Annotated in this window: 12 protein-coding genes; all 12 read left to right on the plus strand. The window is 39.5% G+C overall.

Annotated features, from left to right (window positions below):
• Positions 1 to 43: 43 nt before the first annotated feature.
• Positions 44 to 805: a FliA/WhiG family RNA polymerase sigma factor gene (locus SCI76_RS19710; protein ID WP_025750299.1), complete on the plus strand. Its 762-nt coding sequence runs from the start codon at positions 44 to 46 to the stop codon at positions 803 to 805.
• A 15-nt stretch (positions 806 to 820) separates the two neighbouring features.
• A complete protein-coding gene (locus tag SCI76_RS19715; RefSeq protein ID WP_033579793.1) occupies positions 821 to 1,348 on the plus strand; it encodes a hypothetical protein in 528 nt (175 codons plus the stop codon).
• A gap of 158 nt (positions 1,349 to 1,506) precedes the next feature.
• Positions 1,507 to 2,226: a 30S ribosomal protein S2 gene (rpsB, locus tag SCI76_RS19720; RefSeq protein ID WP_013058850.1), complete on the plus strand. Its 720-nt coding sequence runs from the start codon at positions 1,507 to 1,509 to the stop codon at positions 2,224 to 2,226.
• 107 nt (positions 2,227 to 2,333) lie between these two features.
• Positions 2,334 to 3,215 carry a translation elongation factor Ts gene (gene tsf, locus SCI76_RS19725; protein ID WP_013058849.1) on the plus strand — a complete coding sequence of 294 codons (882 nt, stop codon included), beginning with the start codon at positions 2,334 to 2,336 and terminating at the stop codon, positions 3,213 to 3,215.
• Positions 3,216 to 3,291: 76 nt separating this feature from the next.
• Positions 3,292 to 4,014, plus strand: coding sequence for a UMP kinase (pyrH, locus tag SCI76_RS19730; protein ID WP_028411409.1), 723 nt, complete (start codon positions 3,292 to 3,294; stop codon positions 4,012 to 4,014).
• 2 nt (positions 4,015 to 4,016) lie between these two features.
• Positions 4,017 to 4,574, plus strand: a complete 558-nt coding sequence (gene frr, locus SCI76_RS19735; RefSeq protein ID WP_013058847.1) for a ribosome recycling factor — start codon at positions 4,017 to 4,019, stop codon at positions 4,572 to 4,574.
• Between the two features lie 134 nt (positions 4,575 to 4,708).
• Positions 4,709 to 5,491, plus strand: coding sequence for an isoprenyl transferase (locus SCI76_RS19740; RefSeq protein WP_048019854.1), 783 nt, complete (start codon positions 4,709 to 4,711; stop codon positions 5,489 to 5,491).
• Positions 5,492 to 5,509: 18 nt separating this feature from the next.
• On the plus strand, positions 5,510 to 6,301 hold the full coding sequence (locus SCI76_RS19745) for a phosphatidate cytidylyltransferase (RefSeq protein WP_243495115.1): 792 nt from the start codon (positions 5,510 to 5,512) through the stop codon (positions 6,299 to 6,301).
• Between the two features lie 35 nt (positions 6,302 to 6,336).
• Entirely contained in the window at positions 6,337 to 7,485 is a 1,149-nt protein-coding gene (dxr, locus tag SCI76_RS19750) for a 1-deoxy-D-xylulose-5-phosphate reductoisomerase (RefSeq protein WP_033579795.1), read from the plus strand.
• Between the two features lie 78 nt (positions 7,486 to 7,563).
• On the plus strand, positions 7,564 to 8,823 hold the full coding sequence (gene rseP, locus SCI76_RS19755) for an RIP metalloprotease RseP (RefSeq protein WP_028411405.1): 1,260 nt from the start codon (positions 7,564 to 7,566) through the stop codon (positions 8,821 to 8,823).
• Between the two features lie 104 nt (positions 8,824 to 8,927).
• Positions 8,928 to 10,625, plus strand: coding sequence for a proline--tRNA ligase (locus SCI76_RS19760; RefSeq protein ID WP_028411404.1), 1,698 nt, complete (start codon positions 8,928 to 8,930; stop codon positions 10,623 to 10,625).
• Between the two features lie 118 nt (positions 10,626 to 10,743).
• Positions 10,744 to 15,054, plus strand: coding sequence for a PolC-type DNA polymerase III (locus SCI76_RS19765; RefSeq protein ID WP_328175198.1), 4,311 nt, complete (start codon positions 10,744 to 10,746; stop codon positions 15,052 to 15,054).
• Positions 15,055 to 15,082: the final 28 nt, after the last annotated feature.

The following is a 15,082-nucleotide window of genomic DNA, read 5'->3' on the forward strand; positions in this document are numbered from 1 at the left end:
CGTTGACCGTTTAATAGCGCTATAAAAAGGAGTTGAAAGACCCTTGAAAAGTATACAAGAAGTTGAAGAACATAAAATTTGGCAGGAATGGATAGAGACGAGAGACTCCCATGCGGGAAACATGCTTGTTAAAAAGTATATGCCGCTTGTTAACTATCACGTTCAGCGGATTAGTGTAGGGCTGCCGAAGAATATTCATAAAGAAGAGCTTCGTAGTTTAGGATTAATCGGCCTTTACGATGCTTTGGAAAAGTTTGATTACGGTAGAGACTTAAAGTTTGATACATATGCGTCTTTTCGAATTCGAGGGGCGATAATAGACGGGCTTCGTAAAGAAGATTGGTTATCAAGAAGCGCAAGGGAAAAGACGAAAAGAATTGAGCAAGCAACAGAAGCACTTGAACAAAGATACTTGCGCAGAGTTGCACCAAGTGAGGTTGCAAAAGAAGTAGGCATGACAGAAGCAGATGTTGTTCATACAATGAATGAAGGCTTCTTAGCTAACGTTTTGTCAATGGAAGAACAGCCAAAAGAGTATGAAGATGGAGAGCAAAAATACACGATTAAAGATGAAAAAACGCTCTCTCCTGAAGAGGAGCTAATTAACGACGAACGATATCAAGAGCTCGCTGAAGTTATCGAGCAGCTAAATGAAAAAGAGCAGCTTGTTGTTTCATTATTTTATAAAGAGGAGTTGACTTTCACAGAGATCGCGCAGCTGTTAGGGCTATCCACTTCACGCATTTCTCAAATTCATTCGAAAGCGCTGTTTAAAATGCGTACGAGTTTAAGCAAAATAATTTAACAAAGAGGTAAAGTGATGGGGTTTTTACTCACAGTTAGTTTTTTAATTCATGGTCTATCACTGTTTTGCATTATTCTTTTATATATGCAAGTGACCAAAGTGAAAAGGATTGAACGCTTGCACCAGCAAAATATAAATAAAATGGAAGCTGCAATGAGTTCATATCTCGCTGAATTTCAGGAACAAAACGAGCAGTTTTTACGGCAGCTTCGTGAGCGTTCAACTTCGCTTTCTTCCGAAATGGAAGAAAGCAGCGCCAAATCACCTTTGGTAGATGAAGAAGACGTGCCTGTTCAAAGGGTGGATCTAAAAAGTGAGCCTTCCCAGTCGCTGCATGAACTTCTCTCTATAGAAGAAAATCAGAAACATATAAGCACATCTTTTGATGAATTAACTACAGACCAAATTCAAGATTTGTCAGGTGAAGAGATAAAAGAATTTTCCGTTTATTTAAAGGGAAAAGGTTTAACAATTGAAGAAATTGCAAAACATTTACACAGAGGGAAAACTGAAATTGAATTATTATTGAAATTTCATCAATAAACTTAATGAAACGCTTGCTTGTGAAAAAGGAGTATGCTATATTAGTTTTTGGTGTTATTACACACGCTTGTTGATTCGGTTGATGGTGCTACTTTTTGTAGTTTCGGCTGAAGATGATATAAGCGGAGGAGACTTAAAACCATTAGGAGGAAAAACACATGTCAGTAATTTCAATGAAACAATTACTAGAAGCTGGTGTACATTTCGGTCACCAAACTCGCCGTTGGAACCCAAAAATGAAGAAATATATCTTCACTGAGCGTAACGGCATCTACATTATCGATCTTCAAAAAACAGTTAAGAAAGTAGAAGAAGCGTACAAATTCGTTAAAGAATTAGCTGCAGACGGCGGTACTGTTTTATTCGTAGGTACGAAAAAACAAGCTCAAGATTCTGTTAAAGAAGAAGCAGCTCGCGCTGGTATGTACTTTGTTAACCAACGTTGGTTAGGTGGTACATTAACTAACTTCTCAACTATCCAAAAACGTATCAAACGTTTAAAAGATATCGAAAAAATGCAAGAAGACGGTACTTTCGAAGTACTACCTAAGAAAGAAGTAGTTCAACTTAAAAAAGAGTTAGAGCGTCTTGAAAAATTCTTAGGCGGCATTAAAGATATGAAACAACTTCCAGATGCATTATTCATCATTGACCCTCGTAAAGAGCGTATTGCAGTAGCGGAAGCTAAAAAGTTACACATTCCAATCGTTGGTATCGTAGACACTAACTGTGATCCAGACGAAATTGATTATGTAATCCCTGCAAACGATGATGCAATTCGTGCTGTTAAACTTTTAACTTCTAAAGTTGCTGATGCTATTCTAGAAGCTAAACAAGGTGAAGAAACAGCAGTTGAAACTGAAACAACTACTGCTTAATTCCGTGAAAGGTGATAAGAGGGAATAGCCTTTTATCACCTTTTTTTGAAAAGATTTAACCCATTTATATACATTAATTACATACCCAAACAAGGAGGCTACACATTATGGCAATTACTGCTCAAATGGTAAAAGAACTACGTGAAAAAACAGGCGCTGGTATGATGGATTGTAAAAAAGCGTTAACTGAAACTAACGGTGATATGGAGCAAGCAATCGATTTCTTACGTGAAAAAGGTATTGCAAAAGCTGCTAAAAAATCAGACCGTATTGCTGCTGAAGGTCTAACTTACATCGAAACTCAAGGTAACGAAGCTGTTATCTTAGAAGTTAACTCTGAAACTGATTTCGTTGCGAAAAACGAAGGTTTCCAAAAATTAACAAAAGAATTAGCTGCTCACATCTTAGCTAACAAACCAGCTGACGCTGCTGAAGCTGCTACTCAAAAAATGGAAAACGGTGCAACTGTTGAAGAACACATCAACTCTGCAATCGCTACAATCGGAGAAAAATTATCTCTACGTCGTTTCGCTGTAGCAACAAAAACTGATGCTGATGCATTCGGTGCTTACCTACATGCTGGCGGACGTATCGGTGTGTTAACAGTATTATCTGGTACAACTGAAGAAGCTGTTGCAAAAGACGTTGCTATGCACATCGCTGCAATCAACCCTAAATACATCTCTCGTGACCAAGTTTCTGCTGAAGAAACTGAGCGTGAGCGCGAAGTGTTGACTCAACAAGCATTAAACGAAGGCAAACCAGAAAAAATCGTTGCAAAAATGGTTGAAGGTCGCCTTGGCAAATTCTTCGAAGATATTTGCTTACTAGATCAAACATTTGTTAAAAATCCTGATCAAAAAGTACGTCAGTTCGTTGAGAGCAAAGGCGCTACTGTTGAAAGCTTCGTTCGTTTTGAAGTAGGAGAAGGTATTGAGAAACGTCAAGACAACTTCGCTGAAGAAGTAATGAACCAAGTTAAAAAGTAAGGGTTTGACCGTATAGGGAACACTGTGTGTTCCCTTTTTTACAAAAGAGATCTCACCGTTAACGATGGAGGTAAGCATGAGTCAAGCAAAATATAATCGTATCGTATTAAAGTTAAGTGGAGAAGCATTAGCTGGTGAAGATGGTTTTGGTATTAACCCATCCATCATCAAATCTGTTGCTGAACAAGTAAAAGCCGTTTATGAATTAGGTGTGGAAATTGCTGTAGTCGTTGGTGGTGGAAACATTTGGCGTGGTAAAATTGGTAGTGAAATGGGTATGGATCGTGCAGCTGCTGATTATATGGGAATGCTAGCAACAGTAATGAACTCGCTGGCTCTTCAAGATAGCTTAGAGAACATTGGTGTGCAAACACGAGTTCAGACTTCTATCGAGATGAGACAAGTAGCAGAGCCTTATATTAGAAGAAAAGCTGTTCGACATCTTGAGAAAAAACGCGTTGTTATTTTCGCTGCGGGTACAGGAAACCCTTATTTCTCTACAGATACAACAGCAGCTTTGCGTGCAGCTGAAATCGAAGCTGACGTTATCTTAATGGCTAAAAACAACGTAGATGGCGTTTATAATGCAGATCCTAAGCTTGTACCTGATGCTGTAAAATATGAAACATTAACATATATTGATGTTTTAAAAGATGGACTAGCTGTTATGGATTCTACAGCTTCTTCATTATGTATGGACAACGATATTCCGCTAATTGTTTTCTCAATTACGGAAGAAGGCAATATTAAACGTGCCGTTACAGGCGAAAACATTGGAACAATTGTAAAGGGGAAATAAACATGCCAAAACAAGTGTTGCAAAACGCAAAAGAAAGAATGGAAAAAGCAATTCAATCATTTAGCCGCGAACTAGCATCAATTCGCGCTGGACGTGCAAGCGCGTCACTTCTTGACCGCGTAACGGTAGAATACTACGGTGCTCCAACACCGATTAACCAATTGGCGCAAGTAAGCGTACCGGAAGCCCGTATGCTTGTTATTCAGCCTTATGACAAATCACAAATTGGTGAAGTTGAAAAAGCTATTTTAAAATCTGATTTAGGATTAACACCTACAAGCGATGGAACTATTATCCGTTTATCGATTCCTGCTTTAACGGAAGAGCGTCGTCGTGAGTTAGTGAAAATGGTTAAAAAATATGCTGAAGAAGCAAAAGTTGCGGTTCGTAACGTACGCCGTGATGCAAACGATGATTTCAAAAAGTTAGAGAAAAAAGGTGAAATTACTGAAGACGATCTACGCGGCTACAGTGATGACATTCAAAAACTAACAGATGACCATATCGTAAAAGTGGATAAAGTGGCAAAAGATAAAGAAGAAGAAATTATGGCAGTTTAAGTCATTTCAAGGTAAAATATATTGTAAAAGACCCTCTATTGTTTACAGGGGGTTTTTTTGTTAATAATGTGTAGTAAGAAAAAACTCACATAAGCTACACGTTTATGTGAGAGCGTACAACGGGGGACCTTTGCATGTTAAGAAAATTTCAAGCATGGAAGAAAAGTCAAGATTTAAATACACTGTCTTTGTCAGAACGAAAAGATCAAGTGAAACAGCACCCTGTTCCTGAACATATTGCAATTATTATGGATGGGAACGGTCGTTGGGCGCAAAAACGAGCTCTTCCTCGCATGATGGGCCATCATGAAGGAATGAAAGTAGTACGTCATGTGACCAGACTGGCCAATGAATTAGGTGTTAAAGTATTAACTTTATATGCATTTTCCACTGAAAATTGGAAGCGCCCCAAAACTGAAGTTGAGTTTTTAATGAAACTGCCAGAGGAATTTTTAACAACCTTTTTGCCTGAGCTAATTGAAAAAAATGTGCAAGTTCGTATTATGGGAGATAAAAGTGAGCTCCCTTCCCATACGATTCGAGCCGTGGATAAGGCAATTGAAAAAACAAAGCATAACACGGGGATGATTTTAAACTTCGCGCTTAATTACGGTAGCCGTCACGAAATTGTGGGCGCTATTCGGTCATTGGCAGAAGATGTAGAACAGGGAAAAGTGGCTTCCTCTTCTATTTCAGAAAATTTATTTTCTTCCTATTTGATGAGCAAAAGCCTTCCAGATCCGGATTTGCTTATTCGCACAAGTGGTGAGCTTCGCTTAAGTAACTTTATGCTTTGGCAGCTAGCGTACACAGAGTTTTGGTTTACAAAAGTATTATGGCCAGATTTTAAAGAAAATCATTTAATCGAAGCAGTCGAGGCGTTTCAAAAGCGCGGTCGCCGCTTTGGTGGTGTATAAGAAGGTGTGGAAAACAAGATGAAACAGCGCATTATCACCGCGATTGTAGCACTTGCGGTATTTGTGCCGATTGTTTTAATTGGAGGGTTACCTTTTACCCTTATCATGTATGTGATCGGAACAGTTGGTGTAATTGAGCTTTTAAAAATGAAACATTTGAAAGCAATGTCTTTTCCAAGTATCATTAGTTTATTACTAACTTGGGTGTTTTTACTACCAAACGGAAGAGATGTTGCATTTCAATTCTTAAGTGAACATAAGATAGAAGTAGCGCTTGCTGCTGTCCTTCTTTTATTAATGTACACGGTTGTAGTTAAAAATAAATTTACCTTCGATGACGTTGGGTTTATTTTATTAACAACAGTATATGTTGGCTTTGGCTTTCATTATTTTATCGAGGTTCGTCAAGAGTTCGGGTTAGCTTATTTGTTCTTTGCTTTCCTTATTATTTGGGCGACGGATTCCGGAGCTTATTTTATTGGACGAGCAATGGGGAAACGAAAGCTATGGCCGGAAATCAGTCCCAATAAAACAATTGAAGGTTTTATTGGTGGCGTCATATGCGCTATTATAGTAGCCGTTGTATTTAAGCTGTTAGCAAATATTGATCAAACTATGATCGAGCTACTTGTAATTGGTATTATCGTATCGTTATTTGGACAGATGGGTGATCTTGTACAATCAGCGTTCAAACGTCACTATGGCGTAAAAGATTCAGGGAAAATTTTACCGGGTCATGGTGGGATTTTAGACCGTTTTGACAGTTTAATGTTCATCATGCCAATTTTAGCTTTTTTATTATCTCTATAAAAAAGATGTCTTTGTTTTAATAGGAGTGAATATACTTGAAGAAAATTTCCTTGTTAGGAGCTACAGGTTCAATCGGTACTCAAACCGTTGATATTGTTCGAGCGCATCCTGAGCATTTTGAGCTCTCAGCAATCTCTGTAGGTCGAAATATTAACGAAGCAAGAAAGATTATTCAGCAGTGTAAGCCAGCCCTTGTTTCTGTAATGAAGAAAGAAGATTGTCTGTCACTGCAAGCAGAATTCCCTTCTATTCGATTTGTTTATGGAGAAGAAGGACTTGTGGAAGTAGCAACTCATCCTTCTACAGAAGTGTTGGTAAACGCTGTTCTTGGAAGTGTAGGGTTGACTCCTACGCTAGAAGCAATCAAAATGAGAAAAACAATTGCTATTGCAAATAAGGAGACACTTGTTACCGCTGGTCACCTTGTCATGGAAGCAGCCAAGGAATATGGCGCTGATATTTTACCGGTAGACAGTGAGCATTCAGCTATTTTTCAAAGTTTGCAAGGGCAAGATCAAAAAGCAATAGACCGTTTAATTTTAACGGCTTCTGGAGGGAGCTTTCGAGATAAGACGAGAGCAGAACTACAGGGAGTAACGGTTGAAGATGCGTTAAATCATCCAAACTGGTCAATGGGAGCTAAAATTACAATTGATTCGGCAACGATGATGAATAAGGGACTAGAAGTGATTGAAGCACATTGGCTTTTTGATCTTCCCTATGAGAAAATTGATGTATTGTTACATAAGGAAAGCATCATTCATTCTATGGTAGAGTATTCTGATACAAGCGTTATTGCTCAGCTTGGAACGCCCGATATGCGCGTGCCAATTCAATACGCGTTAACGTATCCAAGACGCATGTCTTTGCCTGACACCAAGCGTTTAAGTTTGGCGGATATTGGTCAGCTTCACTTCGCTAAAATGGATGAAGAGCGTTTTCGCTGTTTAGCTTTTGCATTTGAGGCTGGCAAAGCGGGTGGAACACTTCCGACTGTTTTAAATGCAGCTAATGAAGAAGCTGTTCAAGCCTTTCTAGATGGTCACATTACATTTTTACAAATTGAAGATGTGATTGAAAAAGCAATGAATGAACATACTGTAATACAGAAACCTTGTTTATCTACTATTAAAGAAGTAGATTTAGAAGCAAGAGAGTTTGTTAGATCCGCCATCTCTCGATAATGTGCGTGCGAGAGAAGCCACTCCCTTATTTTTGGTGGGTGGAGGTTTGACTCTATTACATGAAGGGGGTAATACCCATTGAACACAGTCATTGCGTTTGTCGTCATTTTTGGAGCTCTTGTATTCTTTCATGAGCTTGGTCATTTAGTTTTTGCAAAGCGTGCAGGCATCTTATGCCGTGAGTTTGCCATTGGGTTTGGTCCCAAAATCTTTTCATTTAAACGAGATGAAACAGTTTATACCATTCGCTTACTGCCTCTAGGTGGATTTGTTCGAATGGCTGGAGAAGACCCGGAAATGATTGAAGTTAAGCCTGGTCAAATGGTGGGCCTCATGTTTGATAAGGAAGGCAAAGTAAATAAAGTCATTATTAATAACAAGGAACAGCATCCAAATGCAAAAGTTATTGAGGTAGAGCAAGCAGACTTAGAGCATAATCTATTTATTTCAGGTTATGAAGAAGGTGAAGATGAACATCTGCAAAAATTCGAGGTAGCAGAAGAATCTTACTTTGTTATGGACGGAGAAGACATTCAAATTGCACCTTACAGCCGTCAGTTTGCTTCCAAAACTCTTGGTCAGCGTGCGCTAGCCATTTTCGCTGGTCCGCTAATGAACTTTATATTAGCCTTTGTTATTTTTATCGTTCTTGGGATTTCTCAAGGATATGTTGTTGACAAACCTGTGATGGGCAAATTAACATCAGATGGAGTAGCCGTTGATGCGGGACTTAAACAAGGAGATAAAGTTCAAGCAATTGATGGACAAAGTGTTTCAACGTGGGATGATGTCGTAAAAGTAATTCAAAAACATCCTGAACAGCAAATTACATTCACGGTTCAGCGCGGCGGCAAAACCCTAGATATTCCAATTACACCTGAAAGCCGCAAGGTTGGGGAACAGACAATTGGATTAATTGGCGTATATGCACCGGTTGAAAAGTCATTCATTGGTTCGATCACGCACGGAGCTACTGAAACATATACGTGGATGAAAGAAATTTTAACGGGCCTTGGGAAGCTCGTGACAGGACAGTTCAAACTGGATATGCTTTCTGGTCCTGTAGGTATTTACGCAGCAACCGATCAAGTAGCACAGTCAGGCATTTATTACCTAATGAAATGGGCAGCCGTTTTAAGTATTAACTTAGGGATTGTCAATTTGCTTCCACTTCCTGCTTTAGATGGAGGACGACTATTATTCTTCGCTGTAGAAGGAATTCGCGGTAAGCCAATTGATCGTCAAAAAGAAGGGATTGTTCATTTTATCGGTTTTGCTTTATTAATGCTGCTGATGCTCGTTGTAACGTGGAACGATATTCAAAAGTTCTTTTTATAAGACATACGCTCAGCGAGGGATATTCCCTCGCTGATTATATGAAAATTGCGGCATGGTCCGCCTTAAAAAATAAGATAGAGAAGTAAGCAAAGAGGTGCGAGGTTATGAGACAAAGTTCTACATTGATTCCTACATTAAGAGAAGTGCCAGCTGATGCGGATATAAAAAGCCATCAGCTTCTATTGCGCGCAGGTTATATGCGCCAAAATGCAAGCGGCGTGTACAGCTTTTTACCGCTTGGTAAGCGTGTATTGCAAAAAGTTGAACAAATTGTTCGTGAAGAGATGGACCGTGCAGGTTCTGTCGAATTATTGATGCCTGCTTTACAACAAGCTGAATTGTGGCAAGAGTCTGGCCGCTGGTATTCATATGGGCCTGAGTTAATGCGTATGAAAGATCGTCACGGCCGTGAATTTGCTTTGGGAGCAACACACGAAGAAGTTATCACAAGCTTGCTTCGTGACGAAGTGAAGTCATACAAACGTTTACCGCTAAATTTATATCAAATTCAAACGAAGTTCCGCGATGAAAAACGTCCACGCTTTGGCTTATTACGCGGTCGTGAATTTATTATGAAAGATGCATATTCGTTTCATGCTTCTCAAGAAAGTTTAGATGAAGTGTATGATAAAATGTTTGCTGCCTACAGCCGCATCTTTGAGCGCTGCGGATTAAATTTCCGTGCGGTTATCGCTGATTCAGGTGCAATGGGCGGAAAAGATACGCATGAATTTATGGTTCTTTCTGAAATCGGGGAAGATACAATTGCTTATTCAGATACATCTTCTTATGCAGCAAATGTTGAAATGGCACCGGTTGTAAATACGTATGAAAAATCAGATGAAGCTGAAAAAGAATTAACAAAAGTGGAAACACCAAATCAGCATAGCATTGAAGACGTAGCTGCTTTCTTAAATGTTGAAGCGACTTCTTGTATCAAGTCCCTTTTATTTAAAGTAGATGATCGTTTTGTGCTTGTACTTGTTCGCGGGGATCACGAAGTAAACGATATTAAAGTGAAAAACTATTTTGAAGCTTCCGTCGTTGAACTGGCAACTCCAGAAGAAACAAAAGAAGCATTAAAATGCGCAGTTGGTTCGGTAGGACCGATTGGTGTAAGTGATTCAGTAGAAGTGGTAGCTGATCATGCGGTAAAAGCAATCGTTAACGGTGTATGCGGAGCAAATGAAGAAGGTTATCACTATACAAATGTGAATGAACGTAACTTTAATGCAACTTACGAAGATTTCCGCTTCATCCAAGAAGGAGATCAGTCACCGGATGGACAAGGTGTTATTAAGTTCGCTAAAGGTATTGAAGTCGGACATGTCTTTAAGTTAGGAACTCGCTACAGTGAAGCGATGGGAGCAACGTATCTAGATGAGAACGGACGCAGCCAGCCAATGATTATGGGTTGCTATGGTATCGGTGTTTCTCGTACAGTAGCTGCGATTGCAGAACAATTCAATGATGAAAACGGTCTTCTATGGCCAGAGGCTGTTACGCCTTATCAAGTGCACGTTATTCCAGTTAACGTGAAAAATGATGAACAGCGTGAACTAGGTGAGAAATTATATAATGAGTTATTAGATAATCGCTTTGAAGTGCTGTTAGATGACCGCCAAGAGCGTGCAGGAGTAAAATTTGCAGATTCAGATTTAATTGGTCTTCCTGTTCGAGTAACAGTTGGTAAACGTGCATCTGAAGGAATTGTAGAAGTAAAAGTACGGAAAACTGGGGAGTCACTAGAAGTGTCAGTTGACAATCTTGTTTCAACAGTGAAAGAACTGCTAGCGAAGTAATGAAGCAGCGGGGATTTGTATCCCTGCTGTTTTTATGTTTATAAACAGAACATATGACAGAATAGAAGTCATTTATGTTAAAATAGATTGCACTCATTTATAAAAGGAGGCAGAAAACTTGGAAGCACAAACGCTAGGAAAAAAAGAGCGTTTTAAGTTGCTGCTGCAGCAGTTAGAGCTGACGAGTGATCAAATTGTTCCTTATTTTGAAAACGCAGCGATTGAAAAGCTCGTCATTCAGAAAGAACAAAAAAAATGGCATTTTCATTTTTCTTTAGAAGGGTTATTACCTTTTGAGATCTATGAGTTATTCCATGTTCGCATGTCTTCAGCTTTTTCTCATATTGCGAGTGTTTCTTTTTCTGTTCAAACCGTTAATAAAGAATGTACGGAAGAGCATGTACAGTCATATTGGAAGCATTGTATTGGAGAAATGCAGGGAATATCCCCGCTTTTACAGTCGCTTTTACAAGATCAAATGCCGAGATTGAACGGTGCCAAATTGATTGTGAACGCACGACATGATGCAGAAGGAACGGCTTTACGTAAAAAGTACAGTCAGTTAATTGCTGATCAGTATGCGTCCTATGGCTTTCCGAACCTTCAGCTAATGACGGAAGTTGTACATTCAGAAGAAGCATTTCAGCAGTTTGTAGAGCAACGAAAACAAGAAGATACAGAAAAAGTATTACAAGCCATCACAGAAATGCAAAATAAAGAAAATGAAAAAAGTGATGGACCAGACCTACCAAAAGGTCCGCTTACAATTGGATATACGATTAAAGACGAGACGGTTCGCCTAGACTCCATTGTGGATGAAGAAAAGCGAATTGCCGTTGAAGGATACGTATTTGATGCAGAAACTAGAGAATTACGAAGCGGACGTACGCTTCTTATTTTTAAAGTGACAGATTATACAAACTCTATTATGGTTAAAATGTTTTCACGTGACAAAGAAGATATTCCTTTACTTCAAGCGATTAAAAAAGGAATGTGGGTAAAGGTTCGCGGAAGTGTACAAAATGATACATTTGTCCGTGATTTAGTTATGATTGGAAATGATGTCAACGAGATTACCGGTCCTGCTAGACAAGATACAGCGCCTGAAGATGAAAAGCGTGTGGAGCTTCACTTGCATACGCCAATGAGTCAAATGGATGCTGTTTCATCTGTTGGAGCTTTAGTCGGACAAGCTAAAAAATGGGGACATCCGGCTGTAGCGATAACTGATCATGCGGTTGCACAGTCGTTTCCTGAAGCATATGGAGCCGGGAAAAAGAACGGCATTAAAATACTGTACGGAGTGGAAGTTAATTTAGTAGACGACGGCGTGCCGATTGCCTATAATCCGAAGCATGTGGATTTGACAGAAGCAACTTACGTAGTATTTGACGTCGAAACAACCGGTTTGTCAGCCGTATACGATACCATTATTGAACTTGCTGCCGTGAAGATGAAAGAAGGAGAAATCATCGATCGATTTGAACGGTTTGCAAATCCTCATCATCCTCTGTCTGCAACAACAATTGAGCTGACGGGTATTACAGATGATATGGTCCAAAATGCGCCTGAAATCTCAGAAGTACTTCGTGATTTTCACGAGTGGATGGGTGACAGTATTTTAGTCGCTCATAATGCAAGCTTTGATATGGGATTTTTAAATATGGGACTGCAAAAAATCGGTTTAGAAAAAGCAGCTAACGGCGTTATTGATACGCTTGAACTCGGAAGATTTTTGTATCCGCATATGAAAAACCATCGTTTGAATACTCTTGCTAAAAAGTTTGATATTGAACTTGTGCAGCATCACCGCGCGATTTATGATGCGGAAACAACTGGCTATTTGTTAAATAAAATGCTGAAAGATGCATTTGAACGGGAAATTACAATGCATGATCGCTTAAATGATTATATGGGAGAAGGGAATGCCTATCAGCGGGCCCGTCCTTATCATGCGACTCTTTTAGCACAAACCGACGTAGGATTAAAAAATCTATTTAAACTTGTTTCGATTTCTCATTTAAATTACTTTTATCGAGTTCCGCGAATTCCAAGATCTCAGCTCGACAAATATCGAGAAGGCATCTTGATTGGAACCGCATGTGACCGAGGCGAAGTATTCGAAGGCATGATGCAAAAAGGAATTGATGAAGTAGAAGGAGTAGCTGAATTTTATGATTACATCGAAGTACAGCCTCCTGACAACTACAAGCACTTAATTGAACTAGATTTAGTGCGAGATGAGAAAGCCTTAAAAGATATTATTAGCAATATTGTGAAGCTTGGTGAAAAGATTGGAAAGCCGGTTGTAGCAACAGGAAATGTTCACTATCTCAATCCGGAAGACAAAATTTACCGAAAAATTTTAATTGGTTCACAAGGCGGGGCTAATCCTTTAAACCGTCATCAGCTGCCGGATGTTCACTTTAGATCAACGGATGAGATGCTGAATTGTTTTTCATTTTTAGATGGGGACAAAGCGAAAGAAATTGTTGTTCATAATACGCAAAAAATAGCCGATATGATCGATGATATTAAACCAATTAAAGATGATTTATATACGCCGAAAATTGAAGGTGCGGACGAAGAAATGCGTGAAATGAGCTATGCGATGGCACGCAGCATCTACGGTGAAGAGCTGCCTGAAGTAGTAGAAGCTCGTCTAGAGAAAGAGTTGAAAAGTATTATCGGCCACGGGTTTGCCGTTATTTACTTGATCTCGCATAAACTCGTTAAAAAATCATTAAATGATGGTTACTTAGTTGGTTCACGTGGTTCCGTAGGGTCTTCATTTGTTGCGACGATGACGGAAATTACAGAAGTAAACCCACTGCCGCCGCATTATGTGTGTCCAAAATGTAAGAAATCCGAGTTTTTTAATGACGGTTCCGTAGGTTCTGGATTCGATCTGCCGGACAAAAGCTGCGACGATTGTGGCGTACCGTTTATTAAAGATGGACACGATATTCCGTTTGAAACGTTCTTAGGATTCAAGGGAGACAAGGTTCCCGATATCGATTTGAACTTCTCCGGAGAGTATCAGCCGCGAGCTCATAACTATACAAAAGTACTGTTTGGAGAAGATAATGTATACCGTGCGGGAACAATCGGTACAGTTGCCGAAAAAACAGCTTATGGCTATGTAAAAGGCTATGCTGGTGACCGTGATTTACATTTACGAAACGCAGAAGTGGATCGTTTAGTAGCAGGATGTACGGGCGTAAAACGTACAACTGGTCAGCATCCAGGAGGAATTATTGTTGTACCGGACTATATGGATATTTTTGATTTTTCACCCATCCAGTTTCCAGCTGACGACCGTAATTCCGAATGGAGAACAACTCATTTTGACTTCCATTCGATTCATGATAATTTATTAAAACTTGATATACTCGGACACGATGATCCGACCGTGATTCGCATGCTTCAAGATTTAAGTGGAATTGATCCAAAAACAATTCCGACGGATGATCCTGAAGTGATGAAAATTTTTAGTGGAACGGAATCACTTGGCGTAACAGAAGAACAAATTATGTGTAAAACAGGAACGCTTGGCATACCTGAATTTGGAACGCGCTTTGTGCGTCAAATGTTAGAAGATACGAAGCCAACGACGTTTTCAGAACTTGTTCAAATCTCGGGACTGTCGCACGGGACGGACGTATGGCTTGGTAATGCGCAGGAGCTAATTCGCAATGATATTTGCAACTTAAGTGAAGTAATTGGCTGTCGTGATGACATCATGGTTTATCTAATTTATCAAGGTCTTGAACCTTCACTTGCTTTTAAAATTATGGAGTCTGTGCGTAAAGGGAAAGGGCTAACACCTGAATTTGAAGAAGAAATGATCAAAAATGGTGTTCCGGACTGGTATATTGATTCTTGTAAAAAGATTAAGTATATGTTCCCTAAAGCCCATGCGGCTGCTTATGTATTGATGGCCGTGCGTATTGCTTATTTCAAAGTGCACCACGCGCTTCTTTATTACGCAGCATACTTTACGGTTCGTGCAGATGACTTTGATATTGATACGATGATTAAAGGATCAACTGCCATTCGAGCGAAGATGGAAGAAATCAATGCCAAAGGTTTAGATGCATCTCCTAAAGAGAAAAACTTATTAACGGTGCTTGAGCTTTCTTTGGAAATGTGCGAACGAGGCTATTCATTTAAAAAAGTAGATTTATATGAATCGAGCGCAGACGAATTTTTAATTGACGGCACATCTTTAATTCCACCGTTTAATGCCATTCCTGGTCTTGGCACAAATGCAGCGCTGAACATTGTAAAAGCTCGTGAAACGGGAGAGTTTTTATCGAAAGAAGACTTGCAGCAGCGAGGCAAAGTATCGAAGACGATTTTAGAGTATCTAGACAACCATGGATGCCTTGAATCATTACCTGATCAGAACCAGCTTTCTCTTTTCTAACATTTGCATAAAATAAGCGGTTATGATA

Origin of the sequence: Priestia sp. HNGD-A6 (assembly GCF_045784335.1) — a bacterium.
GTDB lineage: Bacteria > Bacillota > Bacilli > Bacillales > Bacillaceae_H > Priestia > Priestia zanthoxyli.